This is a genomic window from Deltaproteobacteria bacterium (genome assembly GCA_019309045.1).
In the GTDB taxonomy this organism is placed as follows: Bacteria; Desulfobacterota; Syntrophobacteria; order BM002; family BM002; genus JAFDGZ01.
Window position 1 is genome coordinate 1 of sequence record JAFDGZ010000010.1, and the last position, 14300, is coordinate 14300.

A 14300-nucleotide genomic window follows, 5' to 3' on the forward strand; every position below is an offset into this window, starting at 1 on the left:
GTATGTATTGAAGAAGGAGGAGGGAGGTCGGCACACGCCGTTTTTCAATGGATATCGGCCGCAGTTTTATTTTCGCACTACGGATGTGACCGGGGTGGTGACGCTGCCCGAGGGAGTGGAGATGGTCATGCCTGGTGACAATGTGGCCATGCGGGTGGAGTTGATCACTCCTATAGCTATGGAGAAGGAGCTGCGCTTTGCCATTCGGGAGGGAGGTCGCACGGTGGGTGCGGGAGTCATCAGCGAGGTCATCGAATAACCGGGCCAACTCCCTGATGTTGCCTCTGTTTCTCTCAGTTTTTGTCAGGCGTGAGGTGGAGAGAGCATGACGAATCAGAAGATACGTATACGACTCAAGGCTTACGACCACAAATTGCTGGATCAGTCGGCCAACGAGATTGTCGAGACTGCCAGGAGGACGGGTGCCAAGGTGGCGGGTCCCATACCTCTGCCCACCAAGATCAACAAATATTGTGTGCTGCGCTCTCCCCATGTGGACAAGAAGTCCAGAGAACAGTTCGAGATCAGGACACACAAACGGCTTCTGGACATTGTGGAGCCGACACAGCAAACTGTGGACGCGCTGATGAAACTCGATCTTTCAGCGGGTGTGGATGTAGAGATTAAGCTCTAGTAGAGGTCTGCCTGGCGATTCGGTGCGGCCAGCCGCCTGTGCGGCTGTTCCGGGCAACACGGGCAGGATGGGTGCGAGACCATGATCAATGCGTTGATCGGCAAGAAACTGGGCATGTCCCGGCAGTTTTCCTCCAGTGGTGAAGTGACGCCGGTAACAGTAATCCAGGCGGGACCGTGCGTCATTACCCAGATAAAGTCCACTGACAAGGAGGGCTACAATGCCCTGCAGCTCGGCTTTGGAGAAAAGAAGCCGCAGAGGACCACCAAGCCGCTGTTGGGTCATTTCAACAAGTGCGGCAAGGGACCCTTTGCAGTGCTGCGGGAAGTGAGAGTGGCTGCTGTTGACGACTACGAGGTGGGCCAGGAGATACGGGCTGACATATTTCGCCCTGGCGAGATGGTGGCGGTAACAGCCACCAGCAAGGGCAAGGGCTTCGCCGGCACTATCAAACGCTGGAATTTCAGTCGGGGACCAATGAGCCACGGCAGCAAGAACAAGAGGCCGCCAGGCTCCATCGGCTGCAGCGCCACGCCTTCCAGGGTGGTCAGGGGACGGAAGATGCCGGGCCAGATGGGCAATCGCCGGGTAACGGTGAAGAACCTGCAGATCGTGGATATTCGTCCTGAACAGAATCTGATTCTCTTGAAGGGTGCGGTTCCTGGCGGGCGCAATGGGATTGTGATGATCAGACGAGGCAACAGAATGCCAGCTCGGACAACGAAGTGAAAATGAACAGCGGCTCGCACCGGGCCTGTCGAGACTGAACATGTGAAGAGGTGACACTGGCAATGCCAACACTGGCTGTTTTCAATAACAAAAAAGAGCAGATCGGCGAGATACAACTGAAGGACGAGATTTTTGCCGTGCAGGTCAAGCCTCACATCCTGCACCAGATTGTGACTATGCAGCTGGCAAAGAGGCGGGCCGGCAGCGCCTCCACCAAGAGCCGCTCTGAAGTTCGGGGCAGCCGCAGAAAGCCCTGGCGGCAAAAGGGAACGGGTCGGGCCCGCGCTGGCACCAGGCAGTCGCCTCTGTGGCGCGGCGGCGGCGTGGCATTCGGGCCGAAGCCCAGGGATTACACGCCAAAGGTCAACAAGAAGATACGCAGAGAAGGGTTGAAGATGGCCCTGAGCGACAAATGCCAGAACGAGCAGATGGTCATACTCGACTCTTTTGCCCTGGAGCGCATCAAGACCAGGGACTTTCTCGAAGTCTTGCAGGCTTTTGAGACTGACAATGCCCTGATCGTAGTTGCCGACTCTGACGAGAAGCTCGAACTCTCAGCGCGCAACGTGCCGTATGTCAACGTGCTGCGCACTGAGGGGCTCAATGTCTACGACATTCTCAGACACGAGCAGTTGATCCTCATGCAGGACGCGGTGGCGAAAATTGAATCTGCCCTGTTGAGTTAGCTCGAGCGCAGCTCCGATGCCCGGGCGGCTAACAACAGGGTAGCACAACGTTGGCGAAGGTGGAGAACACCATGGAGAATCCACATCAGGTTCTACGACGACCGCTCATTACAGAAAAGAGTACTATTCAGAAGGAGCTGCACAACCAGCTCACCTTCGAAGTTGATCGAAGGGCGAACAAGGTAGAGATCAAGAGGGCGGTAGAAGAGATCTTCAAAGTGAAGGTCCACAGGGTATGCACCAGCAATTATGAGGGCAAGAAGAAGCGGCTGGGTCGCTTCGAGGGGCGGCGGCGACACTGGAAGAAGGCAGTGGTTACCCTGAAGCCCGGACAGAAGATAGAATTTTTCGAGGGAGTCTAGAGCGCAGCTGCTCCCGAAACTGATTTTCAGGGAGCTGCCTTACAAGCACATTGTTGGTGGCTGCCGTGAACTTCACGCAGCAAAGACCAGGAGAGAAACAACATGGCGATAAGAGCGGTGAAACCAACTTCTGCTGGCAGAAGGTTTCAGAGCTATTCCACCTTCGAGGAAATTACCCGGCGTACTCCGGAGAAGAGCCTGCTGAGACCGCTGAAGAAATCTGGAGGGCGCAACAGCTATGGACGAGTCACTGTCAGACACCGGGGCGGGGGCCACAAGAGGCGCTACCGCGTCATTGACTTCAAGCGCGACAAGAACGACATCCCCGCCAAAGTGGCCTCCATTGAATACGATCCGAATCGCAGCGCCAGGATAGCGCTGCTGCACTATGCGGATGGGGAGAAGCGTTACATCCTTGCTCCCCTGGGCATCCAGGTGGGTGACACAGTGATAGCCAGTGACAGCGCGGATATCAAGCCCGGCAACACCCTGCCTCTGGAAAAAATCCCGCTGGGCACCATCATCCACAACCTGGAGATGAAGGTGGGCAAAGGCGGCCAACTTGTCAGAAGTGCGGGGGGCGGCGCTCAGCTGATGGCCAAAGAGGGACGCTATGCGCAGGTCCGTCTTCCCTCTGGGGAGGTGCGCAAGATCCTGCTCAAATGCAAGGCCACCATTGGCCAGATAGGCAACATAGAACACGAAAACATCAGTTATGGCAAGGCAGGAAGAACTCGCTGGTTTGGCCGCCGACCAAGGGTGCGGGGAGTAGCCATGAACCCGGTGGATCACCCCCACGGCGGCGGCGAAGGGAAGAGTTCCGGAGGGCGACATCCGGTGACCCCGTGGGGCATGCCCACCAAGGGCTACCGCACCCGCAGGCCCAAACCGAGCGACAAGCTGATCGTAAAAAGACGCAACCGCTAGTTTGACAGGCGTGAGGAGGAATACATGCCGCGATCACTAAAAAAGGGTCCATTTGTCGATGAGTCACTATTGAGAAAGGCACTGCGAGCTCAAGAGACTCAGGACCGCCGCATGATCAAGACCTGGTCTCGCCGCTCCACAATTCTTCCAGAGTTTGTGGGGCTCACTCTGGCGGTGCACAATGGCAGGAAGTTTATTCCAGTGTTTATTACGGAAAACATGGTGGGACACAAACTGGGGGAATTCGCGCCGACGAGAACCTTCTACGGTCATGCGGGCGCCAAGAAGAGCCGCTTGCGGGGTCAGAGATAAGCAGCGGCCAGAAGGTCTACCACTGGGATTGGGATTATGGAGATAAAGGCAGTTGCTCGTTATGTGAGGATTTCACCACGCAAGGCCAGGTTGGTCACTGAACTGGTCAAGGGAAAGCCTGTGGAAGAGGCGCTCACCCAGCTGAAGTTCACCCCCAAAAAGGGGGCCAGACTGGTGAGCAAGGTGCTCTATTCTGCCCTGGCCAATGCAGAGCAGTATCCCGGCATTGATGTGGATACGCTTTACATAAAGCGCATTTTTGTGGACGAAGGACCTCGAATGAAAAGGTGGCGGGCAAGGGCTATGGGACGGGCGACGAGAATCCTCAAACGCTCGAGCCACATAACAGTCATCCTGGACGAGAGCTGGTGAACCATGGGCGCTGCTCGCCAGGCAGCTTTATATGAGTAGGCAGAGGGGCCCCAGGAGGCCGGCGGCGCTGCCGTGAGCCAGGGGCCATGGAAAGACTGGGTGCAAAGCTAGACTGGAGGTTGAGATTGGGTCAAAAGGTACATCCCGTGGGACTGCGGCTGGGCATTATTCGCTCTTGGGATTCCAGATGGTTTGCCAAGAAGGGCTATTCACAGCTTGTCTACGAAGACAAAAAGATCCGGGAGTTCATAAAAGAAAAACTCTACCATGCCGGAGTCTCGCGTATTGAAATAGAGCGGGCAGCTGACAGGGCAAAGATAAAGATCTTTACGGCTCGCCCCGGCATTGTCATAGGCAAGAAGGGGGCGGAGATCGAGGCCCTGAAAAAGGTGCTGGAGCAGAAGTTCAAGAGAGAAATTCTCATAGATATTCAGGAGGTCCGCAAGCCCGAGATGGATGCGGTGCTGGTGGCAGAAAACATAGCTTTGCAGCTGACTCGTCGGGTGGCCTTTCGCCGGGCCATGAAAAAGGCGGTGAGTTCGGCCCTGAAGTTCGGGGCCAAGGGAGTACGGGTGGCCTGCGCCGGGCGCCTTGGAGGCGCAGAAATGGCCAGACGTGAGTGGTACCGGGAGGGGCGGGTGCCCCTGCACACGCTTCGAGCCGACATTGACTACGGTACGGCAGTAGCCAAGACCACCTACGGAGTTATTGGCGTAAAGGTGTGGATCTTCAAGGGAGAGGTTCTTACCTGAACAATATCACAGGGAGTGCTGAGATATGTTAGCGCCCAAAAAGGTAAAATACCGCAAGCAACAGAAGGGCAGAATGAAAGGCAAGGCCTACCGCGGCTCCACGCTGGAATTCGGAGACTATGGACTGCAGGCCACTGAATGCGCCTGGATGACTGCGCGGCAAATAGAGGCTGCTCGAATCGCCATGACCCGCCACATCAAGCGGGGCGGCAAGATCTGGATTCGGGTGTTCCCGGACAAGCCTGTCACCAAGAAGCCCACTGAGACCAGAATGGGCAAAGGCAAGGGTGCGCCCGAGGGCTGGGTTGCAGTGGTTCGTCCCGGCAAGATGTTGTACGAAATGGAGGGTGTCCCAGAGCCGGTGGCCCGGGAGGCTTTCAGGCTGGCCGGGCACAAACTGGGCTTCAAAACAAGATTTGTGAGTCGTGGAGGGAGTGCATGAAAGCCAGCGAACTCAGAGAATTGAGCCGTGAGGAGTTGGAAGTCAAAGAGAGCGAACTGGTGGAAGCACTTTTCAACCTGAGATTTCAACATGCTACCGGCCAACTGGACAATACGGCCCAGCTTGGCAAGACTCGCAGAGAAATCGCTCGTGTAAAAACCGTGTTGGCAGAGAAACGGAAGAGGGCCGGAGAATGAAAAGGCGAGGTCTAGGAAAGAGCCAGACCGGTATCGTGGTCAGTGACAAGATGGACAAGACCGTGGTTGTCCGGGTCGACAGATTAGTGAAACACCCCATGTACAAGAAATATGTGCGTAGACGATCGCAGTTCATGGCACACGATGAACAGAATGCGTGCCAGATAGGTGATCGGGTGTTGATCCGCGAAACCAGGCCCCTCAGCAAAACCAAGCGCTGGCGGGTCAGCAAGATTATAGAGAAGGCTGTTACTTGACAGGGAGCTCGTCTCGAGGCTGTTTCTGGGAAGAAGGTGCCATTGGCCGGTGCAGGGTTGTAATGTAGAGAGCGAACTGACGGAGTGAGAGATGATTCAGGCAGAAACCAAACTCCTGGCTGCCGACAATTCAGGGGCCAAGAAACTTTACTGTATCAAGGTGCTGGGTGGCTCGCGCAAACGGTATGCCACGGTAGGAGATATCATTGTGGTCTCCGTCAAGGAAGCTATTCCCAATGCCAAGGTGAAAAAGGGCGACGTGCTGAAGGCAGTGGTGGTAAGGACCAAGAAGGAGATCCCCAGGCCGGACGGTTCCTACATTCGTTTCGATGACAACTCGGCGGTCCTGGTGAACCAGCAGCGCGAACCCATCGGTACCCGCATCTTTGGACCGGTGGCCCGGGAGTTGCGAGCCAAACGTTTTATGAAAATCATCTCGCTGGCACCCGAGGTGCTCTAGCAGCGGCCTGAGAGGGTAGAGATCCTATGGCAGTGCGCAAGAAATACCATATAAAGAGAGACGATACGGTCATGGTCATTGCCGGCAAGGAGAAGGGAAAAACCGGCAAGGTCTTGAAAGTATTTCCCAAGAAAGACAGGGCAGTGGTGGAAAAGGTGAATTTCATCAAGCGCCACCTGCGCCCTGGGGCCTACAGCCGCCAGGGGGGAATTGTCGAGAAGGAAAACCCCCTGCATATCAGCAATCTCATGGTGGTGTGCAGCAAATGCACGGATCCCACCAGAGTAGGGCGCAAGGTCCTGGAAGACGGCAAGAGGGTTCGCTACTGCAAGAAGTGCGGCGAGATTCTGGATTGAAGCAGGCAGAAGTCCCACACCAGGAGGGCCTCGGCAGGGGCGCGAGTCGGCCTGCAAGAGAAGACGACACACCTCCTGTGGATGTGAACGGCGGCTGCCTCGCCTGAAAATATGTATAGATTGCTGTCGGGGATAGATAGATGTCGAGATTGAGAGAAATGTACGAACAAGATCTGAAGCCGGCCCTGATGAAGGAATTCCAGTACAAGAGCCCCATGCAGGTGCCGCGCCTGGAAAAGATTGTCCTCAACATGGGTCTGGGTGAGGCTATTCACAATATAAAAGTGTTGGATGCAGCGGTGGAGGAAATGGCTCTCATTGCTGGCCAGCGGCCGGTGGTCACCAGAGCCCGCAAGTCCATTGCTTCCTTCAAACTGCGGGCAGGAATGCCAATCGGCTGCCGGGTCACCCTGAGGCGGGAGAAGATGTACGACTTTTTCGACAAGCTGGTCAATGTGGCCCTGCCCCGGGTGCGCGATTTTCGCGGCGTCTCTGACAGGTCCTTTGACGGTCGCGGCAACTATACGCTGGGAATCAAGGAGCACATCATCTTCCCAGAAATCGACTACGACAAGATTGACAAGATAAAGGGCCTGAACATCACCGTGGTGACGAGCGCTAGAACTGATGAAGAAGGCAAGGCCCTGTTGAAAATGATGGGCATGCCTTTCCGGAACTAGAACTGCAGAGCAAGGGCAGGCTCTTGCTAGCCCGAGCGAGCTGCCTCTGATGGCAGCGCTGGCGGTCGGCGGCGAGTAAACAGGGCAGCAGAATAGCTCAATGGCTGCCCGCCTGAGTGTCAAGGAGGTAACTTTGGCTAGAAAAGCTCTTATTGCCAAGGCAGCAAGAACACCGAAATTCAAGGTCCGGGCATACAACCGTTGTCCGCTATGCGGGCGTCCCAGGGCCTTTCTGCGAAAATTCGGCATCTGCCGGATCTGTTTCAGGACTATGGCGCTCAACGGGGAACTGCCGGGCGTAATAAAGTCGAGCTGGTAGAAAGGAGCACGTCTATGGTGATGACGGATTCCATTGCGGATTTTCTCACCCGCATCCGGAATGCTTGTATGGCGAGGTTCGACAAAGTAGATATGCCATCATCGAAGATGAAGTTGAACATAGCCAGAGTACTTAAAGAAGAAGGCTATATCAAAAATTTCAAGCTGATCAAAGACAAGAGACAGGGGATCTTGCGATTGTATCTCAAATACGACGAGCATAATGAGCCTGTGATCGAAGGGTTGCAACGGGTGAGCAAGCCCAGTTGCAGGGTCTATGTGCGTCATGATAAGATTCCTTATGTTCTCAATGGGTTGGGTACAGCGATCCTGTCGACGTCCAGGGGGATCATCACGGATCGAGAGGCTCGCAAACAGAAGCTGGGCGGCGAACTGCTGTGCAAGATCTGGTAAAATGTTGACTGGCAAAAGGGAGGAAACCATTCCATGTCGCGTGTTGGCAAAAAACCCATCGAGCTTCCCAAGGGTGTGGAAGTCAAGATTCAGGGCTCCCAGATAGAGGTAAAGGGGGCCAAGGGCACCCTGAAGAGAACGCTCCACCCCAGCGTGGAGGTGGGTGTGGTGGATGGCACCATCCAGGTGAACGCAGCTGACGACAGCAGACAGTCGCAGGCTATCCGGGGGCTGACTCGCACCCTGATCAACAACATGGTTGTGGGGGTGAGCCAGGGTTACTCCAGGGTTCTCGAAATCAATGGTGTGGGCTATCGAGCCGATGTGAGAGGCAATACCCTGAATCTGAGCCTGGGATACTCTCATCCTATTGAGTTCAAACTGCCGAAAGGCATAAATGCTGCGGTGGACAAGCAGAACCGCATCACCCTGACAGGTATCGACAAGGAGCTTCTGGGACAGACAGCGGCCCAGATTCGCGCCTTCCGTCGCGCTGAACCTTATAAGGGAAAAGGCATAAAGTACGCTGAGGAAACAATTCGGCGCAAGGTGGGCAAGGCAGGAGCAAAATAGGCTCGAGGAAAGGATCATTGAGCCCGCTGCTGCTGGATTGCTTCAGATGGCAACAGCCGCAAGGTTGAGCGTGAAGAGGGAATTGAGATGAAATCGAGACAGAATCCGAGGCTGGCGGCCAGACTCAAACGCAAGAGACGAATTCGTCAGAAAATTTACGGGACCCCGGAGCGTCCCAGGTTGAGCGTTTTTCGCAGCAGCAGACACATCTATGCGCAGCTCGTCGACGATGTCAACGGGGTGACGCTGATAGCAGCCTCCACTCGAACTCCGGAAATCCGGGAACAGGAAAAGGCAAAGGGCAAGATCGAATATGCCAAACGCGTGGGACAATTGATAGCAGCCAGGGCTCAGGCCAGGGGAATAGAGAAAGTGGTGTTCGATCGCAATGGCTTTCTCTACCACGGCCGGGTACGGGCCCTTGCCATGGCTGCCAGAGAAGCTGGGCTGAAATTCTAGCAGAGGAGATGGTCCCTTGTATGAATTGGACGCAAAGGAGTTGCAGTTAATCGATAAGGTGGTTCACATCAGCCGCGTGGCCAAAGTGGTGAAGGGTGGACGGAGATTCAGCTTCAGCGCCATTGTGGTTGTTGGCGATGGCCAGGGATCAGTGGGCGCCGGCCTGGGGAAGGCGAACGAGGTGCCGGAGGCCATCCGCAAGGGTGTGGAACTGGCCAAGAAGAGCATGATCGAGATCCCCCTGGTTAACAATACCATACCGTATGAGGTAATCGGCCGTTTCGGCGCTGCCAGTGTGCTGCTAAAACCAGCCTCAGAGGGTACCGGTGTTATTGCCGGCGGTGCGGTGCGGGCCATTATGGAAGCGGCAGGGGTGCAGAATATTCTGACCAAGTGCATTGGCTCCAACAATCCGCACAATGTGGTGAAGGCCACCATGGCTGGTCTGGCTTCACTCAAGAGCCCTGCCACCATCGCCCGGCGGCGGAACAAGACAGTGGAAGAAATCTGGGCATGAGGGCGGAAAGAGAGGCCCTTTGTCCGCAAATGGAACAGTGAGCCTCCCAGGACCTGGAAAGACAAGGAACTTTTTTTTTCTCGAGAGGCGTGGACATGACACGAGCCATTGAAGTTACCCTGATCCGCAGCATGGTGGGGAGACCACGGAAGCATAGAAGAGTTCTCAAGAGTCTCGGCTTGACCCGGATGCACAAGACCGTGACCCTCTATGACACGCCCCAGATAATGGGGGCAGTGCGCAAGGTGCAGCACCTAGTCAAGGTGAAGCCTGTGTCATAGCCCGGGGAGACTCTGTATCTGGCAAAATGCCGGTGATAAGGATAGATAAGAAGAGTGACTGGAGAGACTGAAGAATGAAACTGCATGAGTTGAGACCACCGCAAGGTGCAAGGAGGCCAGCCAGGCGTGTTGGTCGGGGACCAGGCTCGGGGCTTGGCAAGACTGCGGGGCGGGGCACCAAGGGCCAGCGGTCGCGCTCGGGGGGTGGTACGCCCCCTGGATTCGAGGGCGGCCAGATGCCCTTGCAGCGGCGTCTGCCGAAGAGAGGCTTCACCAATATTTTCAAGAAACGATATGCGGAGGTCAATATCAGAGACTTGCAAAAGTTTGCAAGCGACACAATAGTGGATGAAAGTGTGCTCCGGCAGGTTGGCTTGGTAAAAGGCCGCTGGCATGGGGTGAAGCTGCTCGGCAATGGCGAGATCAGTACACCTCTTGTGCTCAGGGTAAACAAGTGCAGCGAGTCAGCGCGGAGGAAAATCGAGGCCGCAGGCGGCAAAATCGAGGTGATCTAAATTGCTGAACGGGTTTCAAACAATCGGAAAGATTCCTGAACTCAAGCGGCGAATCCTGATGACCTTCGCCTTGCTTGCAGTGTATCGGGTTGGCGTGCATGTTCCCACACCAGGTATCAATGCAGATGCGCTGGCCGCCTTCTTCAATCAGGCCCAGGGAACCCTGCTCGGGCTCTTTGACATGTTTGCCGGGGGCGCTCTGCGCAATCTGTCGGTCTTTGCCCTGGGTATCATGCCCTATATTAGTGCCTCCATCATCCTGCAGCTGCTTACGGTGGTCATTCCCTATCTCGACCGACTCAACAAGGAGGGGGAGGCTGGCAGAAAGAAGATAACCCAGTACACCCGGTATGGCACCGTGCTTCTCAGCTTCATTCAGGGTTTTGGCATTGCCTTCGGCCTCGAGGGCATGAGCGGTCCGGGCGGTGAAATGGTGGTGCTTGCCCCGGGCTGGGGATTCCGCCTCATGACGGTTATTACTCTCACCGCAGGCACCGCCTTTATCATGTGGTTGGGTGAGCAGATCACGGAGCGGGGTATCGGCAACGGCATCTCTCTGATCATTTTCGCAGGTATCGTGGCCCGCATGCCCTCTGCTATTATCAATACCATGCGTCTGTTGACCACTGGTGAGCTGTCCACCTTCATGCTGCTCATTCTGGCCGTTATGATGATAGCGGTGGTGGCGGCCATCATCTTTGTGGAGCAGGGGCAGCGACGCATCCCAGTGCAGTATGCCAAGCGGGTTGTGGGCCGCAAGATGTATGGAGGCCAGGCTACTCATCTGCCTCTCAAGGTGAACACGGCCGGCGTGATACCGCCCATTTTTGCTTCCTCCATCATCATGTTTCCTGCTACCATTGCCAATTTTGTACAGATTCCCTGGATGAAATCTATTGCTGATGCACTTTCTCCCGGGGATATTGTCTATAATCTGGTCTACGTGGGCTTCATTATTTTCTTTTGTTACTTTTACACGGCCATCGTGTTCAATCCCGTTGATGTAGCGGACAATATGAAGAAATACGGCGGCTACATTCCAGGAATCCGCCCTGGCAAGCGTACAGCGGACTACATTGACCGCGTGCTCTCCAGGATAACTCTGGGAGGGGCAATATACGTTTCAGCCGTGTGTGTACTTCCCACTATTTTGATTCGCAAGTTCAATGTGCCCTTCTACTTTGGCGGCACGGCCCTGTTGATAGTGGTAGGCGTGGCCATTGACACAGTGGGACAGATCGAGTCTCACATGCTGACGCGCCATTACGAAGGGTTCATCAAGAAGGCTCGGGTGAAAGGAAGACGCTAGGTGTCGGTGACAATGATTGTTGGCGGTTGTCCAGATGTGCTGCGTAGTGCAGACTGAGCATGTGTTTGGAGAGAGGGAGGGAAATATGAACATCATCTTGTTGGGACCACCAGGAGCGGGTAAGGGTACGCAGGCCAAAATGCTGGTAGAGAAGTATCATATTCCACAGATATCCACAGGAGATATCTTGCGGGCAGCTGTGAAAGAGGGTACTCCTCTGGGAAAAGAGGCCAAGAGTTATATGGACAGGGGCGAGCTGGTACCCGACTCGGTGGTCATAGGCATCGTAGAAGAACGAATCCAGGAGCCAGATTGTCAGAACGGCTACATGCTGGATGGCTTTCCGCGCACTGTTCCCCAGGCAGAAGCTCTTGACGAGATGTTGAAAAAACTTGCTTCGCAGATTGATCATGTGGTCTCCATCGAGGTGGGCACCGAAGAGTTGATCAAACGGCTTACCGGCAGGCGCACCTGTCGGGAATGTGGCGCCGGCTACCATCTGGTCTTTGATCCGCCTCAGAAGGAAGGGGTCTGCGATAAGTGTGGGGGAGAACTCTACCAGAGAGATGACGACAACGAGGAGACAGTGTCTTCCAGGCTCAAGGTGTACGATTCTCAGACTTCTCCCCTCATAGAGTACTACAAGAAGCAGGGAAAGCTTCGGCCAATTGATGGGGTTGGTGAGATCAGGGAGATTTTTCAACGCATAGTTTCGGTTCTTTCTTGAGCGGTAAAGGGAAGCATTGATTCTTCTAAAGTCTCCGCAAGAGATCGCTATCATGCGGGATGCCAACCGTATTGTGGCGGAGATCCTTGCTGAGCTTGCAAATAGAGTGAAGCCGGGCGTCAGTACATGGGAGCTCAACGAGTACAGTGAAACTCTGGCCCGTAAATACCGTGTGCGGCCAGCCTTCAAGGGATACAGAGGGTTCCCATATGCTCTGTGCACATCGATAAATGAAGAGGTGGTGCACGGCATGCCTTCTCGAGAGCGGCTGCTGCGAGAGGGCGACATAATCAGTCTGGATTTCGGGGTGATCTACCGAGGCTACTACGGTGATGCAGCAATAACAGTTGCTGTGGGCCAGGTAGACAAGGAGGCTGAACGTCTCTTGAGGACAACGGAGCAGTCTCTTTACAAGGGAATTGCCCAGGCCGTTGTAGGAAACAGGCTTTCGGATATATCGCACGCAATTCAGAGTTATGTTGAAGAAAGAGGCTTCTCCGTGGTTCGGGAATTCGTGGGACACGGCATCGGCCGCAGCCTTCACGAGAGTCCGCAAATCCCGAATTACGGTTCGCCCGGCCTGGGGGTCAGGCTCAAGGCTGGCATGGTGCTGGCCATTGAGCCCATGATCAACCAGGGTGACAGCGGCGTAGAGATCCTGGAAGACGGCTGGACTGCGGTGACCAAGGACCGGCGTCTGTCGGCTCATTATGAGCATTCCATAGCAATAACAGACAATGGTCCGGAGATACTTTCCAGAAGATGACAGCAGCCTGCTGTGCTGCGCCGAGCAGGATAAAATTGGGAGGAATCAATGCCGAAAGAGGAAGCCATAGAAGTCGAGGGTACGGTGGTGGAGCCGTTGCCGAACGCCATGTTCAGAGTTGAACTGGAGAACGGCCATCGAATTCTCGCCCACATCTCCGGGAAGATGCGCATGCACTTTATCAAGATTCTTCCGGGTGATAAGGTGACTGTGGAACTGTCGCCATATGATCTGACAAGAGGTCGGATTACTTACCGGTCGAAGTGAGTGTTGTCTCTGCCGAGATGATGCTTGGTGGCAAAACTGCCAGGAGAGGAAAATTGTGCGATGAAAGTAAGAGCATCGGTTAAGCGAATTTGCCGGAAGTGCAAGATTATCAGGCGACATGGTACTGTACGGGTAATCTGTGAGAATCCCCGGCACAAACAACGTCAAGGATAACCTACGGAGGGTGAAGCATTGGCACGTATTTCTGGTATTGACTTACCCAAAAACAAAAGAATTGAGATAGCTCTCACATATATCTATGGGATAGGCCGGTCCACGTCGCAGAAGATTCTGCAGAAGGCAGAGATTGACCCCAATACCAAGTCAGATCATCTTACCGAGGACGAGATTTCCCGTATTCGGCGGATCATAGACAGTGACTGCAAGGTGGAAGGCGACTTGCGCACTGAAGTCTCCATGAACATCAAAAGACTCATGGACCTCGGTTGCTATCGCGGTCTCAGACACAGAAGGGGGTTGCCAGTACGCGGTCAGCGCACCCACACCAATGCCAGGACGAGAAAAGGGCCGCGCAGGTCTGTGATCGGCAAACGCAAGAAGTAAACGATTGTAGGAGGAGAAATGGCTAGAGCGAGGGGCAAGGTTTCCCGGAAGAAGAAAGAACGCAAGAACATTTTAAACGGGATCGCCCATATCCAATCTACGTTCAATAACACCATTATCACCATAACCGATACGAGCGGCAACGTCATTGCCTGGTCCAGCGCCGGCAGTCAGGGGTTCAAGGGCTCTCGCAAGAGCACGCCCTTTGCTGCTCAATTGGCTGCAGAAGACGCAGCAAAAAAGGCGCAGGAACACGGAGTGCAGAATATCGAGGTATATGTCAAAGGCCCTGGTGCCGGTCGAGAAGCCGCCCTGAGGGCTTTGCAGGCGGCAGGCTTCCATGTGAGCCTTATTCGTGACGTTACTCCAATACCACACAACGGTTGCCGGCCGCCTAAAAGAAGACGAGTGTAATTAAGGAGGT

General features: G+C 54.8%; 29 protein-coding genes. All 29 read left to right on the plus strand.

Features of this window, described 5'->3' with window-relative positions:
* Positions 1 to 259, plus strand: a 259-nt coding sequence (gene tuf / locus JRI89_03585; GenBank protein MBW2070316.1) for an elongation factor Tu, incomplete at its 5' end; no start/stop codon positions are given.
* Positions 260 to 325: 66 nt separating this feature from the next.
* A complete protein-coding gene (gene rpsJ, locus JRI89_03590) occupies positions 326 to 634 on the plus strand; it encodes a 30S ribosomal protein S10 (protein MBW2070317.1) in 309 nt (102 codons plus the stop codon).
* Positions 635 to 715: 81 nt separating this feature from the next.
* The gene (gene rplC / locus JRI89_03595; protein MBW2070318.1) at positions 716 to 1363 is read left to right on the plus strand and encodes a 50S ribosomal protein L3; all 648 of its coding nucleotides are present in this window, start codon (positions 716 to 718) and stop codon (positions 1361 to 1363) included.
* A gap of 62 nt (positions 1364 to 1425) precedes the next feature.
* A complete protein-coding gene (rplD, locus tag JRI89_03600) occupies positions 1426 to 2049 on the plus strand; it encodes a 50S ribosomal protein L4 (protein MBW2070319.1) in 624 nt (207 codons plus the stop codon).
* A 71-nt stretch (positions 2050 to 2120) separates the two neighbouring features.
* Positions 2121 to 2411 carry a 50S ribosomal protein L23 gene (gene rplW / locus JRI89_03605; GenBank protein MBW2070320.1) on the plus strand — a complete coding sequence of 97 codons (291 nt, stop codon included), beginning with the start codon at positions 2121 to 2123 and terminating at the stop codon, positions 2409 to 2411.
* A 102-nt stretch (positions 2412 to 2513) separates the two neighbouring features.
* Positions 2514 to 3338 carry a 50S ribosomal protein L2 gene (gene rplB, locus JRI89_03610; GenBank protein MBW2070321.1) on the plus strand — a complete coding sequence of 275 codons (825 nt, stop codon included), beginning with the start codon at positions 2514 to 2516 and terminating at the stop codon, positions 3336 to 3338.
* 24 nt (positions 3339 to 3362) lie between these two features.
* The gene (rpsS, locus tag JRI89_03615) at positions 3363 to 3650 is read left to right on the plus strand and encodes a 30S ribosomal protein S19 (GenBank protein ID MBW2070322.1); all 288 of its coding nucleotides are present in this window, start codon (positions 3363 to 3365) and stop codon (positions 3648 to 3650) included.
* A gap of 36 nt (positions 3651 to 3686) precedes the next feature.
* On the plus strand, positions 3687 to 4022 hold the full coding sequence (rplV, locus tag JRI89_03620; protein MBW2070323.1) for a 50S ribosomal protein L22: 336 nt from the start codon (positions 3687 to 3689) through the stop codon (positions 4020 to 4022).
* A gap of 125 nt (positions 4023 to 4147) precedes the next feature.
* Positions 4148 to 4774 (plus strand): 30S ribosomal protein S3, encoded by a 627-nt coding sequence (gene rpsC, locus JRI89_03625; GenBank protein MBW2070324.1) that lies wholly within the window; start codon positions 4148 to 4150, stop codon positions 4772 to 4774.
* A 25-nt stretch (positions 4775 to 4799) separates the two neighbouring features.
* The gene (gene rplP, locus JRI89_03630) at positions 4800 to 5216 is read left to right on the plus strand and encodes a 50S ribosomal protein L16 (protein ID MBW2070325.1); all 417 of its coding nucleotides are present in this window, start codon (positions 4800 to 4802) and stop codon (positions 5214 to 5216) included.
* On the plus strand, positions 5213 to 5413 hold the full coding sequence (gene rpmC, locus JRI89_03635) for a 50S ribosomal protein L29 (GenBank protein MBW2070326.1): 201 nt from the start codon (positions 5213 to 5215) through the stop codon (positions 5411 to 5413). Before rplP ends, rpmC begins: the two co-directional genes overlap by 4 nt.
* Positions 5410 to 5670, plus strand: a complete 261-nt coding sequence (gene rpsQ, locus JRI89_03640) for a 30S ribosomal protein S17 (GenBank protein ID MBW2070327.1) — start codon at positions 5410 to 5412, stop codon at positions 5668 to 5670. Before rpmC ends, rpsQ begins: the two co-directional genes overlap by 4 nt.
* 91 nt (positions 5671 to 5761) lie before the next feature.
* Complete coding sequence (rplN, locus tag JRI89_03645; protein ID MBW2070328.1) at positions 5762 to 6130, plus strand: 50S ribosomal protein L14; 369 nt, start codon at positions 5762 to 5764, stop codon at positions 6128 to 6130.
* Between the two features lie 26 nt (positions 6131 to 6156).
* The gene (locus JRI89_03650) at positions 6157 to 6486 is read left to right on the plus strand and encodes a 50S ribosomal protein L24 (GenBank protein MBW2070329.1); all 330 of its coding nucleotides are present in this window, start codon (positions 6157 to 6159) and stop codon (positions 6484 to 6486) included.
* Between the two features lie 140 nt (positions 6487 to 6626).
* On the plus strand, positions 6627 to 7166 hold the full coding sequence (gene rplE / locus JRI89_03655; GenBank protein MBW2070330.1) for a 50S ribosomal protein L5: 540 nt from the start codon (positions 6627 to 6629) through the stop codon (positions 7164 to 7166).
* Positions 7167 to 7299: 133 nt separating this feature from the next.
* Complete coding sequence (locus JRI89_03660) at positions 7300 to 7485, plus strand: type Z 30S ribosomal protein S14 (protein ID MBW2070331.1); 186 nt, start codon at positions 7300 to 7302, stop codon at positions 7483 to 7485.
* Positions 7486 to 7499: 14 nt separating this feature from the next.
* The gene (gene rpsH, locus JRI89_03665; GenBank protein MBW2070332.1) at positions 7500 to 7898 is read left to right on the plus strand and encodes a 30S ribosomal protein S8; all 399 of its coding nucleotides are present in this window, start codon (positions 7500 to 7502) and stop codon (positions 7896 to 7898) included.
* Between the two features lie 33 nt (positions 7899 to 7931).
* Entirely contained in the window at positions 7932 to 8471 is a 540-nt protein-coding gene (gene rplF, locus JRI89_03670) for a 50S ribosomal protein L6 (GenBank protein MBW2070333.1), read from the plus strand.
* Positions 8472 to 8552: 81 nt separating this feature from the next.
* Positions 8553 to 8930, plus strand: a complete 378-nt coding sequence (locus JRI89_03675) for a 50S ribosomal protein L18 (GenBank protein MBW2070334.1) — start codon at positions 8553 to 8555, stop codon at positions 8928 to 8930.
* Between the two features lie 16 nt (positions 8931 to 8946).
* Entirely contained in the window at positions 8947 to 9447 is a 501-nt protein-coding gene (gene rpsE / locus JRI89_03680) for a 30S ribosomal protein S5 (protein MBW2070335.1), read from the plus strand.
* Between the two features lie 95 nt (positions 9448 to 9542).
* Positions 9543 to 9728 carry a 50S ribosomal protein L30 gene (rpmD, locus tag JRI89_03685; protein ID MBW2070336.1) on the plus strand — a complete coding sequence of 62 codons (186 nt, stop codon included), beginning with the start codon at positions 9543 to 9545 and terminating at the stop codon, positions 9726 to 9728.
* 74 nt (positions 9729 to 9802) lie between these two features.
* Positions 9803 to 10243, plus strand: coding sequence for a 50S ribosomal protein L15 (rplO, locus tag JRI89_03690; protein MBW2070337.1), 441 nt, complete (start codon positions 9803 to 9805; stop codon positions 10241 to 10243).
* 1 nt (position 10244) lies between these two features.
* The gene (secY, locus tag JRI89_03695) at positions 10245 to 11552 is read left to right on the plus strand and encodes a preprotein translocase subunit SecY (GenBank protein ID MBW2070338.1); all 1308 of its coding nucleotides are present in this window, start codon (positions 10245 to 10247) and stop codon (positions 11550 to 11552) included.
* An 85-nt stretch (positions 11553 to 11637) separates the two neighbouring features.
* The gene (locus JRI89_03700) at positions 11638 to 12279 is read left to right on the plus strand and encodes an adenylate kinase (GenBank protein MBW2070339.1); all 642 of its coding nucleotides are present in this window, start codon (positions 11638 to 11640) and stop codon (positions 12277 to 12279) included.
* 16 nt (positions 12280 to 12295) lie between these two features.
* Positions 12296 to 13045: a type I methionyl aminopeptidase gene (gene map / locus JRI89_03705; GenBank protein ID MBW2070340.1), complete on the plus strand. Its 750-nt coding sequence runs from the start codon at positions 12296 to 12298 to the stop codon at positions 13043 to 13045.
* 48 nt (positions 13046 to 13093) lie between these two features.
* On the plus strand, positions 13094 to 13312 hold the full coding sequence (gene infA, locus JRI89_03710; GenBank protein ID MBW2070341.1) for a translation initiation factor IF-1: 219 nt from the start codon (positions 13094 to 13096) through the stop codon (positions 13310 to 13312).
* A 60-nt stretch (positions 13313 to 13372) separates the two neighbouring features.
* Positions 13373 to 13486, plus strand: a complete 114-nt coding sequence (rpmJ, locus tag JRI89_03715) for a 50S ribosomal protein L36 (GenBank protein MBW2070342.1) — start codon at positions 13373 to 13375, stop codon at positions 13484 to 13486.
* A gap of 18 nt (positions 13487 to 13504) precedes the next feature.
* Positions 13505 to 13876, plus strand: coding sequence for a 30S ribosomal protein S13 (rpsM, locus tag JRI89_03720; protein ID MBW2070343.1), 372 nt, complete (start codon positions 13505 to 13507; stop codon positions 13874 to 13876).
* Positions 13877 to 13894: 18 nt separating this feature from the next.
* Entirely contained in the window at positions 13895 to 14290 is a 396-nt protein-coding gene (gene rpsK / locus JRI89_03725) for a 30S ribosomal protein S11 (GenBank protein MBW2070344.1), read from the plus strand.
* The last annotated feature ends 10 nt before the right edge of the window (positions 14291 to 14300 follow it).

Coding starts and splice junctions, on each gene's coding strand:
- rplV (MBW2070323.1), top strand. CDS start 3,687: ATGGAGATAAAGGCAGTTGCTCGTTATGTGAGGATTTCACCACGCAAG.
- rpsH (MBW2070332.1), top strand. CDS start 7,500: ATGGTGATGACGGATTCCATTGCGGATTTTCTCACCCGCATCCGGAAT.
- rplW (MBW2070320.1), top strand. CDS start 2,121: ATGGAGAATCCACATCAGGTTCTACGACGACCGCTCATTACAGAAAAG.
- JRI89_03700 (MBW2070339.1), top strand. CDS start 11,638: ATGAACATCATCTTGTTGGGACCACCAGGAGCGGGTAAGGGTACGCAG.
- rplN (MBW2070328.1), top strand. CDS start 5,762: ATGATTCAGGCAGAAACCAAACTCCTGGCTGCCGACAATTCAGGGGCC.
- rpmC (MBW2070326.1), top strand. CDS start 5,213: ATGAAAGCCAGCGAACTCAGAGAATTGAGCCGTGAGGAGTTGGAAGTC.
- rpsJ (MBW2070317.1), top strand. CDS start 326: ATGACGAATCAGAAGATACGTATACGACTCAAGGCTTACGACCACAAA.
- rplF (MBW2070333.1), top strand. CDS start 7,932: ATGTCGCGTGTTGGCAAAAAACCCATCGAGCTTCCCAAGGGTGTGGAA.
- rpsK (MBW2070344.1), top strand. CDS start 13,895: ATGGCTAGAGCGAGGGGCAAGGTTTCCCGGAAGAAGAAAGAACGCAAG.
- rpmJ (MBW2070342.1), top strand. CDS start 13,373: ATGAAAGTAAGAGCATCGGTTAAGCGAATTTGCCGGAAGTGCAAGATT.
- rplO (MBW2070337.1), top strand. CDS start 9,803: ATGAAACTGCATGAGTTGAGACCACCGCAAGGTGCAAGGAGGCCAGCC.
- rplC (MBW2070318.1), top strand. CDS start 716: ATGATCAATGCGTTGATCGGCAAGAAACTGGGCATGTCCCGGCAGTTT.
- rplE (MBW2070330.1), top strand. CDS start 6,627: ATGTCGAGATTGAGAGAAATGTACGAACAAGATCTGAAGCCGGCCCTG.
- rpmD (MBW2070336.1), top strand. CDS start 9,543: ATGACACGAGCCATTGAAGTTACCCTGATCCGCAGCATGGTGGGGAGA.
- rpsS (MBW2070322.1), top strand. CDS start 3,363: ATGCCGCGATCACTAAAAAAGGGTCCATTTGTCGATGAGTCACTATTG.
- infA (MBW2070341.1), top strand. CDS start 13,094: ATGCCGAAAGAGGAAGCCATAGAAGTCGAGGGTACGGTGGTGGAGCCG.
- rplB (MBW2070321.1), top strand. CDS start 2,514: ATGGCGATAAGAGCGGTGAAACCAACTTCTGCTGGCAGAAGGTTTCAG.
- JRI89_03650 (MBW2070329.1), top strand. CDS start 6,157: ATGGCAGTGCGCAAGAAATACCATATAAAGAGAGACGATACGGTCATG.
- rplP (MBW2070325.1), top strand. CDS start 4,800: ATGTTAGCGCCCAAAAAGGTAAAATACCGCAAGCAACAGAAGGGCAGA.
- rpsQ (MBW2070327.1), top strand. CDS start 5,410: ATGAAAAGGCGAGGTCTAGGAAAGAGCCAGACCGGTATCGTGGTCAGT.
- rplD (MBW2070319.1), top strand. CDS start 1,426: ATGCCAACACTGGCTGTTTTCAATAACAAAAAAGAGCAGATCGGCGAG.